Source organism: Mesorhizobium sp. BE184 (genome assembly GCF_031457045.1).
Classification (GTDB): domain Bacteria; phylum Pseudomonadota; class Alphaproteobacteria; order Rhizobiales; family Rhizobiaceae; genus Mesorhizobium.
In genome coordinates, this window is record NZ_JAVDVU010000002.1 from 393,960 (window position 1) to 417,530 (window position 23,571).

General features: G+C 61.4%; 23 protein-coding genes. 13 read left to right on the forward strand and 10 right to left on the reverse strand.

Annotated features, from left to right (window positions below):
• Positions 1–32: 32 nt before the first annotated feature.
• The 3 genes from J2X35_RS10015 to J2X35_RS10025 all read right to left on the reverse strand — a co-directional run bounded on the left by J2X35_RS10015 (position 33) and on the right by J2X35_RS10025 (position 4,315).
• Positions 33–1,814 (reverse strand): alpha/beta hydrolase, encoded by a 1,782-nt coding sequence (locus tag J2X35_RS10015; RefSeq protein ID WP_310184724.1) that lies wholly within the window; start codon positions 1,812–1,814, stop codon positions 33–35.
• On the reverse strand, positions 1,811–3,340 hold the full coding sequence (locus J2X35_RS10020; protein WP_310184725.1) for an oligosaccharide flippase family protein: 1,530 nt from the start codon (positions 3,338–3,340) through the stop codon (positions 1,811–1,813). Before J2X35_RS10020 ends, J2X35_RS10015 begins: the two co-directional genes overlap by 4 nt.
• 75 nt (positions 3,341–3,415) lie before the next feature.
• Entirely contained in the window at positions 3,416–4,315 is a 900-nt protein-coding gene (locus tag J2X35_RS10025; RefSeq protein WP_310184726.1) for a glycosyltransferase family A protein, read from the reverse strand.
• Between the two features lie 503 nt (positions 4,316–4,818).
• Here J2X35_RS10025 and J2X35_RS10030 point away from each other — a divergent pair.
• The 8 genes from J2X35_RS10030 (at position 4,819) to rffA (ending at position 12,118) form a co-directional block, all read left to right on the forward strand.
• Positions 4,819–5,271, forward strand: a complete 453-nt coding sequence (locus tag J2X35_RS10030) for an SRPBCC family protein (protein ID WP_310184727.1) — start codon at positions 4,819–4,821, stop codon at positions 5,269–5,271.
• Positions 5,264–6,373, forward strand: coding sequence for an SDR family oxidoreductase (locus J2X35_RS10035; RefSeq protein WP_310184728.1), 1,110 nt, complete (start codon positions 5,264–5,266; stop codon positions 6,371–6,373). The genes J2X35_RS10030 and J2X35_RS10035 overlap by 8 nt, the downstream gene beginning before the upstream one ends.
• Complete coding sequence (locus tag J2X35_RS10040) at positions 6,370–7,452, forward strand: DUF6001 family protein (RefSeq protein WP_310184729.1); 1,083 nt, start codon at positions 6,370–6,372, stop codon at positions 7,450–7,452. Before J2X35_RS10035 ends, J2X35_RS10040 begins: the two co-directional genes overlap by 4 nt.
• A 38-nt stretch (positions 7,453–7,490) precedes the next feature.
• Positions 7,491–8,006, forward strand: a complete 516-nt coding sequence (locus J2X35_RS10045) for a DUF6031 family protein (protein ID WP_310184730.1) — start codon at positions 7,491–7,493, stop codon at positions 8,004–8,006.
• Positions 8,007–8,050: 44 nt separating this feature from the next.
• Entirely contained in the window at positions 8,051–8,359 is a 309-nt protein-coding gene (locus J2X35_RS10050; RefSeq protein ID WP_310184731.1) for a phosphopantetheine-binding protein, read from the forward strand.
• 54 nt (positions 8,360–8,413) lie between these two features.
• Positions 8,414–9,637, forward strand: a complete 1,224-nt coding sequence (locus tag J2X35_RS10055) for a beta-ketoacyl-[acyl-carrier-protein] synthase family protein (RefSeq protein ID WP_310184732.1) — start codon at positions 8,414–8,416, stop codon at positions 9,635–9,637.
• A 29-nt stretch (positions 9,638–9,666) separates the two neighbouring features.
• Positions 9,667–10,830 carry an MFS transporter gene (locus J2X35_RS10060; RefSeq protein WP_310184733.1) on the forward strand — a complete coding sequence of 388 codons (1,164 nt, stop codon included), beginning with the start codon at positions 9,667–9,669 and terminating at the stop codon, positions 10,828–10,830.
• Positions 10,831–10,972: 142 nt separating this feature from the next.
• On the forward strand, positions 10,973–12,118 hold the full coding sequence (gene rffA, locus J2X35_RS10065) for a dTDP-4-amino-4,6-dideoxygalactose transaminase (RefSeq protein WP_056114448.1): 1,146 nt from the start codon (positions 10,973–10,975) through the stop codon (positions 12,116–12,118).
• Between the two features lie 13 nt (positions 12,119–12,131).
• Here the strand turns inward: rffA and J2X35_RS10070 are convergent, their stop codons facing one another.
• The gene (locus J2X35_RS10070; RefSeq protein WP_310184734.1) at positions 12,132–12,752 is read right to left on the reverse strand and encodes a class I SAM-dependent methyltransferase; all 621 of its coding nucleotides are present in this window, start codon (positions 12,750–12,752) and stop codon (positions 12,132–12,134) included.
• Between the two features lie 184 nt (positions 12,753–12,936).
• On the opposite strand from J2X35_RS10070, the gene J2X35_RS10075 reads away from it, so the two are divergent.
• On the forward strand, positions 12,937–13,317 hold the full coding sequence (locus J2X35_RS10075) for a hypothetical protein (RefSeq protein WP_156459873.1): 381 nt from the start codon (positions 12,937–12,939) through the stop codon (positions 13,315–13,317).
• 1 nt (position 13,318) lies between these two features.
• Here J2X35_RS10075 and J2X35_RS10080 read toward each other — a convergent pair whose 3' ends face one another.
• The 3 genes from J2X35_RS10080 to J2X35_RS10090 are packed head-to-tail and all read right to left on the reverse strand — an operon-like array spanning position 13,319 to position 16,144.
• The gene (locus J2X35_RS10080) at positions 13,319–14,116 is read right to left on the reverse strand and encodes a class I SAM-dependent methyltransferase (protein WP_056114438.1); all 798 of its coding nucleotides are present in this window, start codon (positions 14,114–14,116) and stop codon (positions 13,319–13,321) included.
• Positions 14,113–15,159: a glycosyltransferase family 2 protein gene (locus J2X35_RS10085; protein ID WP_310184735.1), complete on the reverse strand. Its 1,047-nt coding sequence runs from the start codon at positions 15,157–15,159 to the stop codon at positions 14,113–14,115. The genes J2X35_RS10080 and J2X35_RS10085 overlap by 4 nt, the downstream gene beginning before the upstream one ends.
• Positions 15,152–16,144, reverse strand: coding sequence for a class I SAM-dependent methyltransferase (locus tag J2X35_RS10090; protein WP_310184736.1), 993 nt, complete (start codon positions 16,142–16,144; stop codon positions 15,152–15,154). Before J2X35_RS10090 ends, J2X35_RS10085 begins: the two co-directional genes overlap by 8 nt.
• Between J2X35_RS10090 and rfbB the strand changes: the two genes are divergently transcribed.
• The 3 genes from rfbB (at position 16,143) to J2X35_RS10105 (ending at position 20,058) form a co-directional block, all read left to right on the forward strand.
• Positions 16,143–17,195 (forward strand): dTDP-glucose 4,6-dehydratase, encoded by a 1,053-nt coding sequence (gene rfbB, locus J2X35_RS10095; protein ID WP_056114428.1) that lies wholly within the window; start codon positions 16,143–16,145, stop codon positions 17,193–17,195. The genes J2X35_RS10090 and rfbB overlap by 2 nt on opposite strands.
• Positions 17,196–17,213: 18 nt before the next feature.
• Positions 17,214–18,101 (forward strand): sugar phosphate nucleotidyltransferase, encoded by an 888-nt coding sequence (locus tag J2X35_RS10100; protein ID WP_310184737.1) that lies wholly within the window; start codon positions 17,214–17,216, stop codon positions 18,099–18,101.
• A gap of 160 nt (positions 18,102–18,261) precedes the next feature.
• The gene (locus J2X35_RS10105) at positions 18,262–20,058 is read left to right on the forward strand and encodes a hypothetical protein (RefSeq protein WP_310184739.1); all 1,797 of its coding nucleotides are present in this window, start codon (positions 18,262–18,264) and stop codon (positions 20,056–20,058) included.
• An 80-nt stretch (positions 20,059–20,138) separates the two neighbouring features.
• On the opposite strand, the gene J2X35_RS10110 is transcribed toward J2X35_RS10105, so the two are convergent.
• The 3 genes from J2X35_RS10110 to J2X35_RS10120 form a co-directional block, all read right to left on the reverse strand.
• Complete coding sequence (locus J2X35_RS10110; RefSeq protein WP_310184741.1) at positions 20,139–20,531, reverse strand: hypothetical protein; 393 nt, start codon at positions 20,529–20,531, stop codon at positions 20,139–20,141.
• Between the two features lie 158 nt (positions 20,532–20,689).
• Positions 20,690–21,577 carry an SMP-30/gluconolactonase/LRE family protein gene (locus J2X35_RS10115; protein ID WP_310184743.1) on the reverse strand — a complete coding sequence of 296 codons (888 nt, stop codon included), beginning with the start codon at positions 21,575–21,577 and terminating at the stop codon, positions 20,690–20,692.
• Positions 21,574–22,263: a GntR family transcriptional regulator gene (locus J2X35_RS10120; protein WP_056114414.1), complete on the reverse strand. Its 690-nt coding sequence runs from the start codon at positions 22,261–22,263 to the stop codon at positions 21,574–21,576. The genes J2X35_RS10115 and J2X35_RS10120 overlap by 4 nt, the downstream gene beginning before the upstream one ends.
• Before the next feature lie 101 nt (positions 22,264–22,364).
• On the opposite strand from J2X35_RS10120, the gene J2X35_RS10125 reads away from it, so the two are divergent.
• Positions 22,365–23,537, forward strand: coding sequence for a UxaA family hydrolase (locus tag J2X35_RS10125; protein ID WP_310184745.1), 1,173 nt, complete (start codon positions 22,365–22,367; stop codon positions 23,535–23,537).
• Positions 23,538–23,571 lie beyond the last annotated feature (34 nt).

The window sequence follows — 23,571 nt, forward strand, 5'->3', positions numbered from 1 at the left end:
GCGGCCAGGGCATTATAGCCAGTTTCCAGCCTTCAGAACTTCAGGGCCATCTGCAATATCCGATCGCGGACAAGCACCCTGGCGAAGGATGGCGACATGTTGTGGTCCGCATCCGGCACGATTTCGACCGCGACATTCGGATAGCGTTTCATTCCGGCGCCCTCGCGGCCGAAATGCAGCCGGTATCGATGCAGACCGACATCGCCTCCGCTGTAGAGGATCGTGAGCGGCACGCCACGGTCGCACAGGATGCGGAAGTCGGCGTGAATGGCCTCGTGGATTCGCCCCTGCCGGGAGAGGCTACCAAGCCGAACCGATCTGGCTGAAAGTCTGCGGCCGATCTGCTTGCTGATGTTGAGTACGGCGCGCGCGAGGTCGATGTCGCCGGCGGCGAGACGCCTGAGCGTCTCTACCCGCAAGGCGCGGCTGCGATAGTCCTCGAGAGACCGCGCCGTCTGGCGTAGCGCTTCGTCTACGATTTCCTCGTGGTCCCAGACATAGGTGTATGGGTTGACGACCAGTGCCGCCTTGCACCGCGCATCGGCCACGGCACCCCGGAAGGCGAGATAGGCGCCACTGCAGCGGCCAGCAAGTATCGCCGGTCCAAGATCATGCGCCTTCACAATGTCGAGCGCCGCACGCACGTCGGCTACCTGGCTATCCGCGAACAACACCTGTTCCGGCGCCGCGGGCGCCGGCGGGCTGTCGCCGACATTGGCGGCATCGAAGCGCAGGCTGGCGACGCCGTTCGAGGCAAGATATCGAGCCGTTTCCACGCTGGAGCGGCCCCAGCCGGCGGCGCGGTCATAGGCGGTGCCCAGTTGGATCACCGTTGCGCCGCGCCGTTGCCCCAGAGGGTGGCAGAGAATACCGAAAAGTCGGTCGCCTTCGCCGAAACGCAGCGGCGTTTCGATGAAATCCTTGCCGTGAAGGACAACCTCCTTCGGTAGACCCGGAACCGAAGTGGTCGGTTCGAAAGGTTCGGCAACCCGGCCCAGCCAGTTCACCAGTTTCTCGACAAGCGCCTCCGGCTGCCTGGCGATGGACGGATTGGAAACGAGGTCCTCGTAGCCGGTATAAGGCAGACGCCCGACATCCGCGCCACACGCTTCGAAATGGTCGGCGATGCCGGCGTCGCGTGGTTGGTTGGGACGCTGGACCACCAATATTCGCGGTGCCGGCGGCTCCTCAAGCCGGCTCAGCGCGAGCGTTTTGACTTCGGCGGCGACCTGATCAGGCATCACGAGACCGGCAATGGCGATATGGCCGGTCATGCGCTGATCTGCCTTTAGACCAAGTCCCTCATCGACCATTTTGGACCACGCCGCCAGTTCGCGCAGATAGGACCGGCCTTCAACGACGGGCGCCATCATGACGATGGCCTCGACGTCGGTCAGGCGCGGCGCGACGATGCCGGCAAGCGCAGCGCCAAGGCCGTGGCCGACAAGGACGATCCGGTGTGCGCCGGACAATCGGCGCAATTCGGCGGCAGCGGCAACGATCGAATCTTCCCACAGCGGCAGACCAGTGCCGTGATCGACAGCATCGAGGGAGTCGCCGGTACCGGGATAATCGAAGCGCAGACTGGCGACGCCGATTTCGGTGAACCGGTCGGCGAGGATGCGCCAAAGCTTTCGCGTGCACATCTCCTCGAACCCCCACGGGCTGAGGAACAGCACCGAGGCAGCCGCCTGCCGGCCCTTCGCCGACGTGTAGAGCCCGACGGTGCGCGCGACGGTGACGGGCTGCGCGGCCGCTGCCGGTTCCCGCTCGGACTGAGCCGCAACGTGCCCAGGGTCGCCAATGGCCCTCATTCGGCGGCCTGCCGCGATGAGTTCAGCGGTACGATGAGCCGGACCAAAGGCTGGAACGCCTTGCGGACGCCACGCGGCAGTCTGTTCAACATGCGGTCGAGCACGGCGGCATCCTGCGGTGGAACCGTCGCCAGCAGCCGCAGCATCACCGCATAGGCTATCGCGCCGGCAACGACGCCGAGGGCGATTCCGGCAACGCCAGCCGTCACCTTGGTCATGAAAAACGCCACAGCGCCGCAGGCCAGCGCCGCCAGCACGATCTTTGTCACCACAGCGCCGGACGCTTCGTGCCCTCCCGTCAGGCGGACGTGGCGGAGCAACAGCAGACCCATGACCAGGAACACCAGGCCGCGCACCGCCGAGGCGCCGGCGCCGCCCCACAGCGGCACGGCGAGAAGGCAGCCGGCGACCATGATGAGCGCGCCGATGCCGCTGACCATGAGCCGGTAGCCGACGCGGTCCATCGAATAAAGATACTGCGTCATGAGCTGAATGAAGACGTAGGCCGGGGAGCCGAGCGCCAGTATGGCAACGACGAGACCTGCCGGAGCGAATTGCGGTCCGTAGACCGCGACGACCAGCGGTTGGGCGATCGCCGCGAGACCGAAGCACATGGGAAGCGTTATGTAGGCGAAGCTGCGGATGACGCCGGAGAAGGTTTCGGCCGGCACGGTTCCATTTTCGGCGCCGCGCTTCTCCGAATAGAAGGGGATGAGGCTGCCGGTGAGCTGGATCGGCAATTGCAGCGCCAGATTGGCGAGCGACAACGCCACGGCATAGAAACCGACTTCCTCCACGGCGCGAAAATGCTGGAGAAAGAAAAGCTCGGGCCGGGTCAGGAAGACCGCACTGATGAGGTATTCGATGAAAAGCACCGCCGATGTGCCGGCCAAAAGGCGGGCATCGTGCCCGGCGCTCCGGGGAGGCGTCGTCAGGATTCTCAGTGTGTACGCAAACAGAACCGCCTGCCCAACGACGTAGCCGAAGAGCGCGCCGAGAACCCCGTATGTCATAGCGCCGCCCAGGACGACAGCCAGTTGCAGGATCGAGCCGATCAGCGTGAGCCGGAAGAATGTGCCGAGGCGCTGTTCGCCGATCAGGTAATTCTTGGCGAACGACCCCAGCGACTGCACCAACAACAGCACACCGGTGAGGATCACCACATGCGTGGTCGATTTGATCCATTCGGCCGCCCGCGGCGCCTGGAAAATGCCGACATAGACGACGGCCAGCAGAAGCGTCGCTGCCAGGACCGGGTAGGCCAGATAGGCCGCGAACGCGCGGCGGCGGTCATGGTCCAGTCCGGCTGTCTTGAGCTGTGGCAGAAGTCGCATCAGGAGAATTCCGGTGCCGAGTTCGGCAATCAGCGAACCGGTGGCGGCAATCCACAATGCAAAGGCGATCGTGCCGTTTGCTTCCGGCCCCAGAAGCCGCGCAACGATGACCGAGCAGCAGAATCCGGTCACCAGCAGCAGCATTCCCGCCGCCGCATTGACGATCGAATTCGACATGATGCCTTTGGTCATCACAGGTCCTGAAAGCACAGCACGTCATGTGCCATGGCGCCACCGCGCACGCGGGCGGACTCTAGCGCCGGAGTCTTAAGATACCCTCGCCTTTTCAGGTTCCGGGGGCCGCGGCGCATTGCGCCAACCGGTCCATCGGCCGAGGAATATCTGCCACGACCTTCGCGCCATTCCTGGCTTGCCTGAAGCCGTATAGACAGCGACGCCGGCAAGCGGCCGTAGGAGGCTGGGCAGAAACGCCGGCAAGGCGTATCCGTGCCTGCGCATGACGTAGCCGAGACCGCCGCTGTAGACGCGCATCTTGGCAATGTTCGTCGCCGTCGTGCGGTCGCTCAGATCTTCGGGGTGATGGCCCGTCAACGATGGATCGTAGTAGCCATGACGGCCATGAGCGAGCAGGTTGAGCGCAAGGTCCTGGACCTCATAGGCGCCCCACGGGGTCTTAGCGCCGGGACCGATATTCTCGTCGAACCCGCCCGCCTCGGTGAAAGCGGCCTTGCGCACCGTCAGCATCCATTCGATCAGTGTCGTCCATACATTCGCCCGCGTAATCGGCATGGCGCGGGACTCGAACGCACCCATGATGTCGCGACCGTCCGGGGCGGCGGCCCTGCCGCTATAGAAATCGGCCGGATGCGATGCCCTGACTGCATCGAGACGACCGAGAAAATCGTCCGGATACCAGCAGTCGTCGTCCGGAAAGAGCAGCCATTCTCCCCGTGCGTGCGCCGCCCCCAGGTTGCGGGCCCGGCAGACGCCGTGCCTGTCGGTGCGTAGATGAACGATGTTCAGCTCCGCTCCCTTGGCGGCGAGCACCGGCACGAGACGATCGTCCGGGTTCTGATCGACGACGATGACTTCGAAATCGCGCCGGCCCTGCGCGCAGAGAGACTGCAGCAGCGGCGACAATTCGTCGGAACGGCCAACGGTTGCGACCACCATCGACAGAACGATCTCAGATCCTTCGGGAAACATGGAAAACCGCTACCGGAAAACTGCGACCGGAAGTCCGCTCGCCCACTCCGCGCCACCATCCGTCACAGCCCTTAATTTGCGATGAAGGCAGCGCGTGCAACCGTTGCGTCGATCCGACGATATAGTATTTCGGGCGGGCGGTGTGTGTTGACAAGGCAAATCAACTTTTACTCGCGGCTGCTTGTTATTTTTTGTGCACTGCAATTTCGATCAAACCTTTTTGTACTTGGCTTGACATAGCCGGCTTTTATTTGGAAAAGTTTCAAAAAGTAGACGAACATTGGCGTCTGGCCACTTCTAAATGCAAGATGAAAAGCAATTGAAAAGCCTGGGAAACTTTCCGCTGTCACGGGGTTTCGCACAATGCTTGTCACCGAGCCGCCTTATCCTTCACCCTTTTCCGGCGCTTTTCGACAATCAATGGTCGAGTTGGCGACCTGTGACGCCATATTTCGCATCTGCAGCATATCAAAACGTCGCTGCATCGATGCAAGGAGATTCCAATGCCTGATGTGACAGTCGAACGGGAAATCGTCGGCGTATCCGCCGAACGGGTCTGGACCATCGCCCGAAACCTGCTCGATTATCCGAAGTTCATGGAGCAGGTGATCAGCGTCGAGCAATGCGATATCCCCGGCGTGGCGCATGCCACGGCATGGGTGGTGCTTTTCAATGGCAACGAGCTCCAATGGACGGAGGCCGACGAATATTTCGACGCCGTGCATCGCATGACATTCGAGCAGATCAGCGGCGACCTTGCAGAGTGGACGGGTTCGTTCGAAACGATAGAAAGCGGAAACTCCGTCATCGCTCGGTACAGTGTGACGTTCGACCTTGGCGTTCCTGCCCTATCGCACATCCTGCATCCACTCGGCGAAAAGGCCATTCGCGACAATTGCGGCCAGATGCTGCGTGAAATCGAGGCGCGAAGCCGTTACGAGGATGCCCGTGCTTGATTATGACGCCATAATCCTTTCGGGAGCGTCGGGCGCGGTGGGCAGCTTCCTCGTGCGGGAACTGACCGAACACTGGCCGCAGAAGCTTATTTGCATCCTGCGAGAGCCGTCATCCATGGACCGCCTGCGCAAGGCGGTGGGCGACGATATGGCCGCTCGGGTAATACCTGTCTACGCCGATCTGACGAAAGACGAAGATGCGGCGGCGGCTCAAGCGGTGGTCGGCGTGCATCACCGCTGTCTGGCCATCCATTGCGCCGGCGATGTGTCCTGGACCAAATCCCAGCGGTTGGTGGGGCCCATCAACATCGACGGCACGCGGCGGTTCGCACAACTCTCCGTGGAAGCGAGCAGGAACCGCCCGGCGATCATCTTCCTGTCCACGGCTTTCTGCAGCGACGATGCGGAACCGCGCAACGCCTATGAGGCGACGAAGCTGCAGGCAGAACGCATGCTTTTGGATGATTTCTCCGCTAGGGCCTATCTGGCGACGATCCGTTGCAGCCTCGTGGTGGGTTCGCAATCGGACGGCTGGATCGCCCGCTTCAACGGCCTCTATCCGATGATGAGCCTGATCGCCATGGCCGAGGTGCCGTGCCTGATCGCGGAGCGCACCTACACGGTCGATACGGTGCCCATCGATATCGTCTGGCGCGAGATCGAGCTGGCGGCGCGGCAGCTTTCAGACGCCGACCCGGTGCTGAGGCTCATCGTCGCCTCCGGCAACAACGCCATCAGACTGGCAAAGTTCGCCGAGATCACCTCGGCCCGGGTCAATGACACACGAGCCGCGGAAGGTCTCGGCGCCCTGCCGCAGATCTCGATCATCAGCGAGAGGCAATTCCGCTTCCTGATGAAAGCTTCGAAAAGCTGGGATATGGAACAGCAGTTCTCCAAGGTCGAGCAGATCAGCGACATCATGGCCGGCTATATCGCCCATGGCGGCAGCGGCCGGGACATCGAACCGCGCCTGCTCGGCAACGCCATGCCGATGCCCGAATCCTACATGCCTTCGGTTGTCGATTACTGGATCGGCCGCAACCGTTCCCGCGTTCTGGTCGACCGCGTGCCGGAATGGCTGGGCGAGGAGCAGCCGGCATGATCGTCATGGAGGAACTATCGGCCTACCAGGACGATGCGCTGCGGCGAGGCCGCCACAACGTGGACCAATTCTTCGCCAGTCAGGGTCTCGACAAGGCCGAATTCGAGAAATTCGTGCTGGAGCGCAGCGACCCGTCGCATCGGCCCTTCTATGTCAGCACGGTCGCGCGGGGCCTGGCGTCAGGCACCAGCGACATCGACATCATGCTGGTTGCGGACGGTCCCTTGCCCGAAAACCACGCGACGTCGAACATGCTTTTCTTCCAGCAGCGGCGGGTGGGCTTGAAGCTTTTGAGCGGCGCCAACATCGAGACAACGCTCGACACGCTCGAGAGCGCCACGGCTTATCCCACCCTGCAGGCCGTCGTCCTGAATGCCAGGCTGACCGAAGATATGCCGGTCCGGTGGGTTGACCTCGAAAGGATCACCAACGGCGTGCCGTTCAGCGATGGCGAAAGCTATCATCACCGACTGGCGACACTTTGCGGCGCCACGGCGGCATCCCGTCTGAAGGACTATCTGTTCAACGCCCTGTTCCTGCGGCTCGCCGTCAAGGCGGGACTTGCCGAGTCCGCCTATGCTTACGGCCAGTTGGCGCTGATGGCCGCCATGGATGTGCTGATGGCGTCATGCGGGCATGTGCAGTCCAACATGAAATGGATTTTCGAACGCTGGAGCCGCTTCGCCGTCGATGCGAAACGGCCGGCGGTGCGGGAGGGTGTGGCGCTGTTGACGGCGCTGCACGAAAATCTCGATGCGGGCGCGCTTTCGAAGGAGCCGGATCAATTGACCCTCTTCGAGGCCGTGAACGCCTATTTTGAAAGGTGGATTTTTCCTTCCGACCGGCTGCCTGCGATCCGGCTGACCCTGGCGCAGGGTGTCCGGGCGCATGGCTTCCTGCCCAATGCGACCAGCCTCCATCTCAAGGACGCGGCGGCGGTCGTCGGTTCGGCGATTGTCGATCATTTGCAAACGGCCGGCACGAATGCGACGAACGATTTTGCGACGCCACGGGACGCTGCTACGGCGCTGACGCTGCTGCAGCATGGTTTCTTGTACGCCGCAGTCGAGGAAGCATGACAATGGAACCGACTTCAGACGCCGCCTCCATGTCGGGGTTGGCCGATCCCGAGACCGGCAGCACGCTCGTCATCAGCAATTCCTTCGAAAATCTGGTGGATTTCTTCTGGAGCGCCGGCACCGGCATCCGGAGCATCCTCGAAGACATTGGCGGCGCCGGGAACCAGCCTGAATATCTGAAGGCCCTGAGGCTGCTTCTGGTCGAGACGCTGCAAAAGATGGGGCATGCGTTTCCTGGCTCAGGTGTAAGCGTCGCTCCAGGGCACGAGCTTGCCTTTGCCTTGCAGCATGGGCTCCCGGCGTTCAATATCGGCAGCGCCGAACTCGTGCGGGCAGTCTGCCTGGACAGGCCCGATGCCTCCGCCGAAACGCTGTGTGCGGCACTGCTTTCGTTCGGAAACGGGCTGATCGAGCAGCTGCCGGGCGATGTTCCCGACGGCATGGGGACATCCAGCCAGAGACAGATTCTGCGGGCAATGCGAAACTGGTCGGCGGCCGCAGCCGATACTGGTGCTGATCTCGGCTTTTTGGCCAAGAGGTTCGAAGCCCTGTGATTGCAAGTCCTGCCGGGATCCCTTGCGGCTGAGGAAAATATACCATGGATACGCTGGATCTGCTTCGTTCTGCGCTTCTTGAAGAATGCGGTGTCGAACCCGATACCGTCGCCAGCAGCACACATCTGCTCAAAGATCTGGATATAGACAGCCTGGACCTGCTGCGCGCCAGCTACCGGATCGAGCGGACCTGTGGCGTCAAGCTGCCGGTGCAGCAATGGATCGCGCTGGAATATGGCGACGCGGCCGTCGAGAAAAGCCCGTTCCTGGTGGAAGAGGTCTGCCGCTACATCGAGGGCGTCATGAATGAACCACCGGGCGAAAAGAAATTCGGCGTGCTGGGCAAAGACTGAGTGGCGGCAGGCGAATGGCATCGATGACGCAGACGTGGATCGAACGGAGATGACATGCGCCGAGTGGCGGTAACCGGACTGGGCTCCGTTTCGGCCCTGGGTGAAAACACGGCGACCGCCTGGTCCAATCTGATGAACGGCGTGTGTGGAATCGCCGAAGAGACGATCAGCGAGCCCGGACTTGAGGGAATGGATTTTTCCCTGCCTCTCGCCCGCATCAAGGACGATCCGGTGCCGAAGCTGCGCGAGCGGTTCGGTCCCCGGCAGATCAACAGCGTCGATCCTTTCGCGAATCTGGCCGCGGTGGCGACTGCCGAGGCGCTGGCCGACGCCGGTATCGAGATCGGCAATCCGGCGCTTCGCGACGCCGCGATCCTCTATGCGACGACGAGCGGCGGGCTGGTCACGCTCAACCAGGAGTACAATCAGCTTTTCATCAAGCGCCGCTCCAGCCTGCATCCGCTGACCGTGCCGAGGATCATGGGCAGCGCCGGCGTCTCGCACATTTCCATCCTGTTTGGCATCCAGGGTCTGGCCTATGCGCTCTCCAGCGCCTGCGCCTCCTCCGCGCATGCGGTCAGCGAGGGCATGCACCTGATCCGCAGCGGCCGCGCCGATATGGTGATCACCGGCGGCAGCGACGCCAGCCTCACCTATGGCAGTCTGCGGGCATGGGAATCGCTGCAGGCGCTTTCGCCAACCGCCTGCCGGCCTTTTTCGGCCGAGCGCGATGGCACCGCCGTCGGCGAAGGCGCAGCGACGCTGATCCTGGAGGACATGGAAAGCGCACAAAAGCGCGGTGCGCGCATCTATGCCGAAATAGCCGGCAGCGGCGCGACCTCCGATGCCGCTCATATCACCAAGCCGAATACGGAAAGAGCCGCGGCCGCGGTGAAGGCGGCTCACCGGGACGCCGGCCTTGACGTGAACGAGCCGATCCTGCTGAGCGCCCACGGCACCGGGACGATCCTGAACGACAGGACCGAGGCGGAAGTGTTCCGCAATGTCTATGGCGACAGTCTCAACCACAACAGGGTGATCGCCACCAAATCCAGCCACGGCCATATGCTCGGCGCAACCGGCGCCATGGAATTCCTGCTGGCTATTCTTGCGATTTACAAGAAGCAGGCGCCGGCCATCCTGAACTACATAAGGCCGGATGAAGAGTGCCGGCTGCCCCTGGTTCTCAAAGCGGAAGGCATCGATTTTCGGGCGGCGATGTCGACGTCATTCGCGTTCGGCGGACTGAATTGCGCGCTGGTCGCGAAGCTGGTGTGAGGACCAGCGGCAAATCTGGCAACCGCGCCATGAATGCGCTCACCTCGGTTGTCCTGCTGGATTCAATTGGTTATGCCCTCATCCTTCCGCTGCTGCCCTTCATCCTGGAGGCTCATGACGCCGGGGCGCTGACGGGTGGACTGCTGACCGCCGCCTACGCTTTCATGGCCGCCATTTCGGCGCCGCTACTTGGCGTGCTTTCCGATCGTTTCGGCCGCCGCCCGGTTATTCTCCTGCCGCTGCTTGGAAGGGTCCTGGCTCATATCCTGTTCGCGTTCAGCGGCACCCTTGCCAGCCTTTTCCTGTCGCGCCTGCTGGCCGGTGCGATGGCCGGCAGCACCGGCGTCGTACAAGCGGCCGTCGCCGACGCCAGCCCCGGCGCCAAGCGCGGTAAGGCGATGGCGATGCTCTCTGCGGCGTGGGCGCTCGGATTTGTCATGGGTCCCGCCATCGGCGCGATGCTGCCCCATGACATGGACTACATCGCATTCTGGCCAGGGATCCTGGCGGCGTTGGCAAGCGGTGCGGCCTTCATCTCGGTTGCCGGGTTATACGGCACGGAAAAAATACCGGGGGCTGCGCAGTCCGGCGAGACCGATGCGGGCGGCCCGGCCGGCCCCTGTCCCTGGTCTAGGCACGAACTGCTCGGCCTGTTCGGGGCGACGGCCATGATCCAGACCGGTCTGGTCGCCATGACCGGCTTCTGGGTGTCTCATACCTTCGGCTGGAATGCCGCGCGGGTGAGCATCCTGTTTCTTTGGGCGGCGCTTTTCACCGTTGGTGTCCAGATCGCATTGCTGCCCAAACTGATCTACAGGTTCGACGAAGGTATCCTGCTGTTGGGAGGCGTGCTGGTGACCTTCCTGGCGGCAGCGGTCTTTTTGATTTTCCCGCAATCCGCTCTCGTGCTCATCATCACTTCGCCGGTCCTGCTGGGCGGGATAACCACGATCCAGACGCTGTGCACCACGCTTCTTTCGCGACTTTCTGCGGATCACTCCCGGGGCGCCCTGCTTGGCTATGCCAACAGCGCCGCAGCCATCGGCCGGGTGATCGGACCGGCCCTGTGCGGTCTGCTTTTCGCAAAGATCCATCCGACCGCACCCTACTGGCTGGTCGCCGTTTTGACCGGCGCCGGATTTACCTGGCTGGCCGCGCGGCGGGTTCGCGCCGGGCGGCCAGCCAGTGCCTGAAGGCAACAGCCGTGCAGGAGCCCGGCACAGTCACTCGAACCCATGCCGGCGCTGGCAGTATGGCCTGTTCCCGTCAAGTCGTGCTAGCAACCGGATCGATCGCAGCGCATATGGCGTTGCGTGGAGCTGAGTTGCCGAAAAGATGATCCCTTTCAACCGGCCTCCACTGATCGGCAACGAACTCGAAACCATTGCCGAGGCGTTGAAAACCGGCAAATTGTCGGGCGACGGCGAATTCACAAAGAGATGTAACGCCTGGCTGGAGTCACGCCTTGGATCTCCCAAAGCATTGCTGACCCACTCCTGCACCGCTGCGCTCGAAATGGCGGCGATCCTGTGCGGTCTGGGACCGGGCGACGAGGTCGTCATGCCGTCCTTCACCTTTGTATCGACAGCCAATGCGGTGGTCTTGCGTGGCGCCACTCCGGTCTTCGTCGATATCGATCCCGAAACGCTCAACATCGATCCGGCAGCGATCGAAGCGGCTATCACGCCGAGGACGAAAGCGATTTTCGTTGTGCATTACGCCGGCGTGCCATGCGACATGGACGCCATCAACGCGGTCGCACGATCACGCGGATTGATGGTCGTGGAGGATGCGGCGCAGGCGCTGGGGTCGTTCCATAGAGGCAGGCCGGCCGGCGCGCTTGGCGATCTCGCAGCTCTTTCGTTCCACGAAACCAAGAACATCGTCTCCGGCGAGGGCGGTGCGCTGGTGCTGAACGATTCCGCCATGATCGAGCGCGCGGAGATCATCCGCGAGAAAGGCACCAACCGCAGCCAGTTCTCCAGAGGCGAAGTCGGCAAATATACCTGGGTCGATATCGGTTCTTCATACCTGCCGAGCGAACTGATTGCGGCGTTTCTATTTTCGCAGTTGCAGCATACCGACCGAATCAATGCCGACCGGCTGGTGACGTGGGAGAATTATCATCGGGGCTTTGCCGGGCTGGAGTTATCAGGCCTTGTGCGCCGTCCCGTCATTCCCAATTACGCAAGCCACAACGGTCACATTTACTATCTGCTGCTCGGCACCGCCGCGGAACGCGGTGCATTCATCGATGCTCTGCGTGTGGCCGGCGTCTCGTCCGCGTTTCATTACGTTCCTCTGCATTCAAGTCCCGGCGGACAGAAATACGGCCGCACCGCTGGCCCCATGACGACAACCGAACGGGTTGCCGAGAGCCTGGTGCGGCTGCCGCTTTATCATGGCATGGATGGCGACGCCGCGACCCGGGTGATCGATGCGGTGCATTCTTATTTTTCAAGAGCGAATGAAGCGCCTTAGGTGAAGCCCACCGTTACGGGGACGGGAGAGGATCGGCCGCCTCAAGGATAATATGCGTGTATGGTATCGCAATGAGGTCATGCACGACCGTCGCTTCCACATGCCCGAAATGACGCCGTGCGAGGGCAAGATAAGCATCGGGCGTTCGCACGAAGCGGCCACGATCCAGCTTTAGCAGCAACCTTGCCAGCCAGGCCTGTCCTTCGACGTAGGCGCCGTCCAGCGTGACGAGGCGTCCCCCGGGCCGCAGCACCTTTGCGGCGCCGGCGAGAAGCGTACCAGCTTCTTCGTCGGTCAGATGGTGCAGGACGGCGGTGGCAAGGACAACGTCAAAGGTACCGATGTCATCCACGGCGTCCGGCGTGACCGCATGCACGCGAAAAGTGCCGCGATCCCCGTAACGGGCTTTCGCCGAAGCAATATAGTCTGGCTCATGATCGTAGCCGTGATAGTCAACGCCCACGGGGAAGTCGGCCAGAAGGTCTGCCGGGCCGCAGCCAATGTCGAGCACCCGCTGCCCCGGAACGATGCGGAGAAATTCCTTAAGATAGCGGTTTTCTTTCTTGCCGGTGACCAGTCGGCGGAACAGGCTGTAAACCCATGCGTAGGAAAGCAGCTGACGTGGATCGAGCATGGCGGTCCGTGGCTGGTTCAAAACTGACACGCATATGGCATGTCGCGCCTGCTATGGAAAGCGCCGCAAGGACCGGCCATGCGTGGACGCTGGTTCCTCTCACAACGCCGGGCTGCCGTCTTCCAACATTAATGAAATGCGCGCTAGATGCACCGCGCCGCTCTCCAAACCTTGGATGCCTGCCATGGAATTCAGAACGACGGGCCTGAGCCTCGTCCTGCTCTCGGTCTGCCTGCTCACCGTTACCCAGTTGATCATCAAGAGCCGGCTGGGCACGCATGGCGCCATTCCGCTGGTTCCCGGCGATTTTCTTCGCTACCTGCTGGCGGTTCTGCAAGACTGGAGGCTGATGCTGGGAGTGGGCGTGCTGGTCTTCGCGGCAGTGTGCTGGTATGCCGGGATTTCGCGGCTTCCCCTGTCGCTGGCATTTCCGGTTGCCGCCCTGTCCTATCCGATGGTGTTCGCCGGCGCGGTGCTGGTTCTCGGCGAGGCCTTTTCATGGCCCGCGCTGATCGGGAACCTCTTCATCGTCGCCGGCGTCCTTCTGGTGGCCAGCGGCGCGTAGCTCATCTCTTCCTGAACACCAGGAGTTTCTGCGTCCCGTAGTCCCCCCAGGCCGGCGCGGTGGACATCCAACGATTGAACTCCATCAGTGGATCCGCCGGATTGACAAAGTCACCCGCCAGTTTGGCAAGCAGCGGCTTGATCACACGCGTCGCAGCGAAATAGGTGCTGGCGAAGTTGACAATTTCGACCAGTTCAAGCGATCCCTCAAGATGCGCCGCCACCTTCGGCTCATCCAGGTAGAAATTGAAGGGTGGCATTGGAATGTCATCGAGACCCCATTCGCGACGCAACGCGTTGAGCCGGCTCAACCCTTGAAGCGTTGCCTCCGAGAGCAGCAGCAGGCCGCCCGGGCGCAAGACGCGCGCGCATTCCAAGAGCCCCTGCTGCTGGCGCTGCCAGTTCTCTAGATTGATGACGACCCGGATGACGACCACGGCGTCGAAACTTTGATCTGCTTCAGCAAGCGACAGGATATTGCCGACATCGAATTCGACTTGCGCTTGTGGAATATCCTTCGATTCGGCGAGGTTCAGCCTGGCTGCCTCGATCATCTCGGGAATGTAGTCGATCCCGCGCACATTGATGCCAGTGCTCCTTGCCAGTTGCAGCGTGGAAAACCCGTTTGCACAGCCGACATCCAGAACACGCATGCCATGACCGAGGCGTTTGGCGATCTCCCGCACCTCCATCTCCATAACACGAACGTCCGACCATGAGGCGCCTGCTTCCTGGCCGTGGGCCAGGGCCTGCTCGGTCCAGAACTCCATGATCCGTTCGCTCGAAAATCGGCTGGTCATCGGTTGTCCTTAAATCCCTTGCGGTCAGCCGTCGATCTGCGTGTCGGTCTCGATTGCTCCGCAGACGGAAGGGCTTTTACGGGCTTCGGCAAAATCGCGGTATTGACCGCCCCATCCGCCCGCTCCCTCACCAGATAAAGCGGCCTCTTCTTCGATTCCTGGAATGTCTTCCCGATATAAAGCCCAACGATTCCGAGGAGAAAAATCTGCAGCCCGCCCAAAAAGCTCACGGTCGCAAACAAGCTCGTCCAACCTTCGACATCGACGTTCCAGAAGAGCTTCATCGCGATCACGTAGGCTCCGAGAATGAACGCAGCCAGCGAGATGACGAGACCCAGCACGATGCTGACGTGGAGCGGGCGTTCCGAATAGGCGACGGTCGCCTGGACCGCCAATTTGATGAGGCGAACGAGCGTATAGGAGGAACGGCCATGCGGACGTGCTACCCGGCTGGTCTGCGCATATCCCGATCTGAAGCCGATCCACTGCATGATCGCCGGATAAAAGCGCATGTGTTCGCGCATCTGCGCGAAGGCCTGATGCGCGTTGCGGTTCATGATCCGGAAATTGCCATAGCGCGCGCTGAGGTTGAGCCCTGACAACAGACTGAGAAACCGGTTGAAAATGGCGGAGCTCATCTTGCGGAGAAATGGATCTGTCCTCAGCGAACGTTCGGCGATAACGACGTCGAAGCCATCCCGAACCGCCTTCTCGTGCATGGTCAAAATATCTTCGGGCTGGTCTTGCAGATCGCCGTCCATGACGACGACCCAATCCGCATCGACATTGTCCAAACCGGCGGTAATTGCGTAATGCTGTCCGAAATTCCGGCTTAGCTGGACGCCCAGGACACGCGAATCCTTGCGCGCTTCGTCCTTGATCCTCTGCCAGGAATTGTCAGGGCTCGCATCATCGACCAGCACGATGGAATAGCTGGCATCGATCTGCCCAAGCGTGGTGTGGAGCCTGTTGCACAGCTCTTCGACGAACTGTTCGCCCCGGTAAACCGGGGCAACAACCGCGATGTAGGTTTTTTTAATCATTGCCACCGCCAGCTTCGGAGCCGCCGCCATCCGCCTTGCGCGCTATCGCGAGGCAGCTCGTTCCGAACGCCACGCGCCTTCCCCTGGAAATTCTTCGCACCTCCGCCTGGAACGACCCCTTCAAGACCGATGCAGCTATTCCGCCCGGCAACTGGTGATCCTGGGGATCGATGTCATGCGCTCTGCGGCGACCCAAACGCAACAGGGAGGGAATACTTCTGAACGCTGCGACCGCTGGCACCAGCAGCGAAAAGAAGTAACTGGAATAGAGGGGCGCAAACCCCGCTTGCCGCAGAGCGCGATCGAGGCGGCGGCGGCTATATCTGCGAAAATGTCCGGCATAGACATCTTCCCTCGACCAGAGGAACCGGTAAGCCGGAACCGTGATGTAGATCATGCCGCCAGGCTTCAGTTTATGGAAAAGTTCGTCGAGCACTCCACCCTCGTCCTCGATGTGTTCGAGAACATCGAACATGCCGATAGCGTCCAGCGATGCGGCGCGCAAGTCCAGGTTCTGGAACGCGGCGCATACAACAGGCAATCCCCGCGACACCGCCGTTGCAGCGCCACCGGCATCGGGTTCGACGACGACGCAGTCAATGCCCGCCTGCGCCATCGCTAGGCTGACGAACCCGTTGCCACCTCCTATATCCACCAGTCGGCCGTGGGGAGGATAGCGCTTCAACGCCGCGACGATTACGTTGTTGCGGTGCCGGAACCAGAAGGAAACAGGTTCGATCTCAGCGAGCCGCGCCAGCCCGGCCTGCGGATAGGAAACCGCCGATTCCTTCACATGAGTCCATTGGCGGTCCCCAGTCTTCCGCAGTCCCGGTATGTGGCTGCACCAATCGTCGAATGTCTGTCCGAAGCCGTCCACCAGGTTCTCCTGTCTTCGGTCAACGCTGGAAAAAGAGCCTTGCCCGTTGATCCTTACCCATGGCCTATGTAATGCGCAAACAGCGGGCAACGTCTGGTAGGAAATCATGCGCCTCATCATAACCGGCGGCGCCGGTTTCATCGGTTCCGCCGCGGTGCGGCGGTTCATCTCGGAAGGGGCTGCGGTTCTCAATATCGACAAGCTGACATATGCGGGAGATCTGCGTGGGGTCGCCGGTTGTGAAGCCAATCCTGGCTACCAATTCCTGCAGGCAGACATTGTCGATGCCGAGGCGATGGCCGCCGCCTTCCGCGATTTTCAGCCGACGGCCGTCATTCATCTCGCCGCGGAAAGCCACGTCGACCGGTCGATCGACGGGCCGGCCGACTTCCTCACCACCAACATCATCGGCACGTACGTGATGCTGGAAGCGGCACTCAACCATTGTCGCAACGCGCGGCGCGGCGCGGACGAATTCCGTTTCGTGCTGGTTTCCACTGATGAGGTCTATGGAAGCCTGGGTGACACTGGCCTTTTCTCGGAGACCGCGGCTTACGCACCGAATTCGCCCTATTCGGCCAGCAAGGCGTCGGCCGATCATCTTGCCCGCGCCTGGCACGAGACGTACGGGCTGCCGACCATCGTGACCAACTGCTCAAACAATTACGGTCCCTACCAGAATTCCGAAAAACTGATTCCGACGGTCATCCGTACAGCACTCGCTGGCCAACCGATTCCAGTTTACGGAAACGGCGAAAATATCCGGGATTGGCTTTTCGTTGACGATCACGTGCAGGGCCTGATGGACGCGCTTACCCGCGGCAAGCCAGGGCAAAAATACAATTTCGGCGGCTCTGCAGAACGGTCCAATATAAGGCTGGTGCGGTCGATCTGCGAACTTCTCGACCGACGCTTGCCGCGCCCCGACGGCGGCTCATATGCCAGTTTCATCGATTTCGTCACCGATCGGCCCGGCCATGATTTCCGTTACGCCATAGACTCCTCCAGGGCCGAGCGCGATCTTGGCTGGCGGCGCAAGGAGACCCTCGACAGCGGGCTGGCCAGGACGGTCGACTGGTATCTCGACAATCGTGACTGGATCGCGTCAAAGCAGAGTTTCGGCCGGCTCGGCCTGACGGGTGGCGCGGCCATCCCCTGAGCTGCGGGTGGAGAGAAGATGGTCAACTGGTGTGCGGTCATCATGGCGGGCGGATCCGGTTCGCGGCTTGAGCCACTGACCCGCAGCGTCAACAAGCATCTGCTGCCGGTCTATGACAAGCCGATGATCTATTTCCCGCTGACAACATTGATGCTGGGCGGTCTCAGGGACTTTTTCATTGTCACCTCGCCGGAGCATGTCCCGCAATTCGAGGCCTTGCTTGGCGACGGCTCGCATCTCGGCATTTCGATAACGATGCGCGTACAGGAAAACCCCGGCGGCATCGCGGAATGCTTTCGCATCTGCCAGCCGGATATCGGCGAGCGCAATGTCGCGCTCATTTTGGGAGACAACATCTTCTACGGCGCGGGGCTGACGAGCCTGGTGCAACGCGGCCTGGCGCGTGATCGCGGCGCGACCATTTACGGTTATGAAGTCGCTGACGCCTCGAGCTTCGGCGTGGTTACGCTTGGCGACCATGGGCGGGCCGTTTCGCTGATTGAAAAGCCGACCCATCCGGGTTCGCAACTCGCTGTCCCAGGACTTTATTTCTACGACAATCGTGTCGCCACTATCGCAGCGCAACAGGTCCGCTCGGGGCGGGGCGAGCTTGAGATCACCGACATCAATCGGGCCTATCTGGAACTTGGCGAGCTTTATGTAGAACGGATAATGCGAGGCATCGCATGGCTGGACGGCGGCACGCCGGACGACCTGTTCGAAGCCGGCCAGCTTGTCCGTGTGCTGGAAAAAAGAGCCGCCATGCGCATCGCCTGTCCCGAAGAGGTGGCGCTACGCAAGGGTTTTGTGACGTCCGGGCAGTTGCGGGCGACGATCGCGACCTATCCGAATGGCAGTTACAAAGCCTACCTCACCGGCCTGCTGGATACAGTCGACGCCGCCTGAGCGGTCGCGAGCCTTGAGGCTATGAACAAGATTATCGTCCTCGATGGTATCCGACAAAGCGCAATCTGGCAGCTCCACCCTTAAACACCAAAGCCCCGCTGGCTTGCGTCAGCAGGGCTTTTTTGCGTTATAGACCCCGACAGCGCAGCCGAGCCTTGCCGTGAATTCAAAAAATCGTTCCACCGCCGACTTTGTCGCTCTGATTTTGTCGGGGTTGGCGACCTTGGCCGTTGTGGCTTGGATGCTGCTGCTTGCCCGCCGTGGCATCGACATCACCGACGAAGGTTTTTACCTAAACTGGATCGCTGCTCCCGGGACTTATCCGGTTTCAGTCACGCTGTTCGGTTTCGTCTACCATCCGATCTACCGGCTGTTGGGTGGGGACATCGTCCTGCTGCGTCAAGCCAACATCGTCCTCACATTTGGATTTGCTTGGGTTTTTTGCGCCGCTCTGCTTTTCCGCCATCCAGTCAGACCAGACGCCATGCCCGCGTGGGTACGCACCATCATCACCGCGGCAATGGCGGCCGGATCGTTCTCCTTCTTTTACTATTGGCTGGTTACGCCAAGCTACAATGGCTTGACCCTGCAGGCCGTGACGATCGTGGCGGCCGGGATCGTTCTGGCCGATCGACAACCCTCCAGGGTTAGTGTCGTTGGCTGGGCAACGATCGGTATCGGCGGTGCGCTTGCTTTCCTGGCAAAGCCATCGACGGCGGCGGCCCTCGCAGTGCTTGTCGCCCTGTACATTCCCGCTGCCGGGAAGTTCAACGTGCGCATGGCATCAGTGTCCGTGCTCACCGCCGCCCTGTTGCTCCTGATAGCGTCCCTGCTCATCGACGGGTCCCCTCAGGGTACATATTGGCGGCTCAAGGCTGGCCTCACGAGCTTCGACGCTCTCGGCAGCGGTCAAGCGCAAACCCTTTTCAGGTGGGAGAAGTTCGGGCTCGCTCCGAAGGCAAAGATCGGTTTTGCGATCGGCACCCTAACGACATTCGTTGGCGTCTGCCTCTGCGCATCGAGAAATCGGGCAGTGATCATACTCGGCTTTCTTGTACCGGCCGCCGTGGCCTTGTTTGAGCTCGCTTTGATCTTCGGACTATGGCTGCCGAACATTCGCCCGGCCGATTTCGACGCCAAGATCATGCTTTCCATACCACTTGGAGCGGCGGTGGCATGCCTTGTGCTGATCCGCGGCGAGATATTCTCCAAGGCGGTCGTGCGGCGTCTGGCGCTGTCAATCGCCTTGCTGATGTTGCCCTACGCTTTCGTCTTCGGGACGGCCGACAACTATTGGAGCCGTTCGGTGGCGGCCGGCCTGTTCTGGGTGGCCTCGGTTGTACCCCTGCTGCTGCTCGTCGTGGAGCGGGTGGGTTCATGGCGCCCCCTTCTGCCCGTCGCGATGCTGTGCCAGATGGTTGCGTTTCTTGCTGCCTATGCCGCCTCGGAGGCTCCCTACCGGCAACCGCAACCGCTGCGTCTCAACACCCAGGTGACGAATGTCGGCGGCAGCAAACTCCTTCTCGATGACGGTTTTGCGCGGTATTTCAACGAAATTGCCAAATTGAGCGAACATTCGGGTTTCACTGCCGGTACGCCGATGATCGATCTGACGGGCCACTCGCCGACTGTGCTCTACACAATCGGCGCCAAACCCATCGGCGAGGCGTGGATAATCGGCGGCTACCCTGGCAGCGATCGGGTGGCCGAAGAGGCGTTGGCGCGCGTGCCCTGTACTGAACGCGAAGCGGCGTGGCTCCTCGTCGAGCCTGGAGGATCGCACAGCATCTCCCCCACGGTCATTCACCACTTCGGGATGAATTTGGATTTGGATTACGAGGTGGTCGGAGAAATCACAACGGCGGCGGACAGCGGATTCTTCGGCCAGAAACCAAGGTTGCAGCGGATTCTAAAGCCGACTGAGGTAACCAATTCCCATTGTCCCTCGAAACGATGATGGTCGATCTGCGAGATCGCGTCAAAACAAGGACTCAAGATTGCAACCAGCCTCACGACAGGAAAGGCAAAGCCCTTCCCTCACATTTGTTTAAAGTTATAAGCGGAATTGGTGCGCCCGAAGAGTTTCGAACTCCCCAGACCAGCTGCACTGACAAGCGTCGGGCATAACGGCGCCCGGCTTTCCATTTTTCCAGCCCCATGCGAAACATATTCATGGTGTCGTTCAGGCCGACGCCGTTGGCCGCTGAATGCATCGTGTCCCGGGTGGACACCGAACCCAAGTGTGTGAGTCCCGGTTCCCGATAGGATCATATGCGCAGGGTCGGGATGGCGGACCGGCACGTCGAGTTCGCCCTCCGTGGCAAGCCGTTCCAAATCTACGGTCTCGCCAAAGCCATGGCTGTCAATGACGCCAGAGAGATTGCGGCCTACCGCGATGGCCTCCAACGCCAGGGTGTAGATGCTTTGCACTCCCGTTCCCCAAACGCGCATCTGCGGTAAACGACCCTCCCGTTTGCAATTGCGCCAGATACAATTTATGCGCCTTGAAGTCGTCTACGCCCAATTCCGGCCTTGCCAACCAGTCCCGGAAATGATGCCGCTTCGTTCCCGGCGTCTGCGCTGACCGATCAGCCGCCGAACAGCGGCTCGCGCCTGCCCTGGACTTCAAGCCTGACAGCGAACAGCGCCCCGGCCAGCGGTTCGCAAGCCAATTGCGCGGCTGACAACCCCTGGCGCGCGGTCGTGACGTAAAGCGTCGAGAGATCCGGACCGCCAAAAGCGCAGGACGTCGGCTGCGAAACAGGCAGCTTGAGTTCGCGGTCGATACGGCCGTCGGACGCCAGCCGGACAATGGCGCCACCGCCGTAGCGCGCATGCCAGATCAGACCTTCCGCATCGACAGTGGCGCCGTCGGGACTTCCCGGGAAACGGCTTGCGGAAAGGATGGTCTTCCACTGAGCCACGCCTTGCCGCCGGGCATCGAGCGTCGCACTTTCAAGTTTCCCAAGGCGGCTGTCGGTAAAATACAGCGTTCCGCCGTCGGGAGAAAAACAGATGGCGTTCGGGACGGACACGTCGCGCCGTATGACCGAAACCGACAGATCCGGCGCAATACGATAGAGGCTGCCAGTCGGCGCACGGCCGAAATCCCGCATCGTTCCGATCCACAACGCCCCCTGCGCATCACACTTGGCGTCGTTCAATCGATGGTCCGCGACATCGGCCTCCAGCGGCAACAGACGCGACAAGCCGCCGTTTTCCGGCACAAAGGCGTAGAGCCCGTCGGCAAGCCCCACGACCACTCCGCCGGAGCGGCGTCCCACCACACAGCCGACAAAGCTCGGCATCCCCCAACTTTGAACAACCCCGGTGGCCGGGTCGAGGCGGTGCAACGCAGGCTTGCGAAGATCCACCCAATAGAGGTACCCGGTCCGCCAGTCCCAAAACGGGCTCTCTCCCAAAATATCTTCATTGTGGACGACAGGCGCGACGTCGCCATCTGTCGTCGCGGTCACGCGGCCGCTCCCGTGCGCTGCTCGAACTCATGGAACCGGTCAAGGAGATCGTGCTTGGCGCGTTCTATGTGAGCGCCCATCAGCACGGAGGCCGATGTCGCATCGCGCCGCTCGATGGCGCGGATCAGCTGCCGATGATCATCGATCACGATAGGAAAGCGTCCTTCCTCGACGCCGAGACGTTGCCAGAGCGCCGCCATCAGAAGCCAGTGGCGCTCGACGATCGACAGCGCTCCCGGATTGCCCGCAGCATCGTTGATTGCACTGTGGAAGTTCTTGTTCGCCTCCGGCACGATCAAATAGTCGCCGCGATGGACCCGCGCTTCGAGTTCGTCCTCGATCGCCTGCAGGTTCGCGATATCGGCTTGCGTGCGGCGCTCGGCCGCGCGCTTGGCGAGCATGGTTTCGATAGCGCTGCGAATGTCAAAGAGATCCTCGATGAAGCCGCGGTCCATTGACTGGACACGGGCGCCGCGGTTCGGCTCGATGACGACAAGCCCCTCGCCATGCAGGACACGCAATGCTTCCCGGACCGGCATATGGCTGACGCCGTAGCGGTGCGCCAGTTCATCGATCCGCAGGCGGGCCCCAAAGGGCAGAGCGCCGGCGATTATGTCATTCCGCATTTGCTGTCCGATGTCGGATGTTCTTGCCATGCCAAATCCCGATTTGAGCAAATCCAGCATGCATAGCCACTGGAAATTGTCAATTTCTGCTCTTGCATGATATTTTTTGATCAAATATTGTCCAATTTGTAGATTGAGGACCGAGGGCAGGAGACGAGTTGGTGTCGGACGTCGATGGTGCGAAGATATTTGGCTATCGCCGGACCGACGGGCAATTCGGTATCCGCAACCATATGCTGGTTCTGGGCATCAACGGCCTGGCCGCACGCGCCGCGGAACGCATCGCCGCCAACATTCTCGGCGCGACGCTGGCGGCCACCCATGCCGGACGCGGTCAGATCGAGCCCGACTTCTCGCTTCACATGAACCAACTCATCGGTCTTGCGAAGAACCCCAATGTGGGCGCGGTGCTCGTCGTCGGTGTCGACCAGATGTCCGCTGATGCCGTCACGGCGCGGATTAGCCAAATCGGCAAGCCCTGTGACGTCGTTACATTCGCCGAGACCCAGGAAGACATGCTCGCGCTGGTCGATCTTGGCATCCGCCGCGCCGCCCGGCTTGCCCGCCTGATATCCGATCAACCGCGCGAACAGGCCCCAATCTCCGAGTTGATCATCGGGATTGAATGCGGCCATTCCGACGCAAGCTCCGGTGTGGCGGGAAACCTGGTCGTCGGCGCCGCCGTCGACCGGCTCGCCGACCTCGGCGCGACGATCATTCTGGGCGAGACCATAGAATGGCTGGGCGCCGAGCATCTGCTGGCAAAGCGGGCGAAGACACCGGCACTGTCCGAGGCGATCGTCGCCGCCGTTGAGCGACGGGAGCAATGGGCGCGGTCATCCGGCAAAAGCCTTACCGGCAACAATCCGGGCGAAGAGAACATTCGCGGCGGGCTCTCGACCATTGAGGAGAAATCTCTGGGCGCAATCGTCAAATCGGGCACGCGGCCGATCCAGAGCCTGGTTTCGGTCGGAGAAAAGCCGGTTGGAGCGGGCGTCCACGCCATGGATGGTCCGTCCTTCTCCCCCGAGTCGCTGACCGGGTTCGCCGCCGCTGGAGCCCAGATCATGCTCTTCACCACAGGCCCCGGCAACAGCTTCACCAACGCCATCGCCCCTACCCTCAAGATTACCGCGCAACCGGCGACAACGGCGCGCCTGCGCGAGCAGATCGATTTCGATGCCGGCGACACGTTTTTGGGTGTTGAGAGCATCGCCGATGCCGGATCGCGTTTGGTGGCTTCCCTGGTCGAAGTTTGCAACGGCAAGCTGACATGGGGCGAGGTGCTGAAGGAAGGGCTGGAAGTGCCGACGCGGATTCTCGGGTCTCTCTAGTGGACGAAGGTTTGATCAAAGATCGAACGCCTAA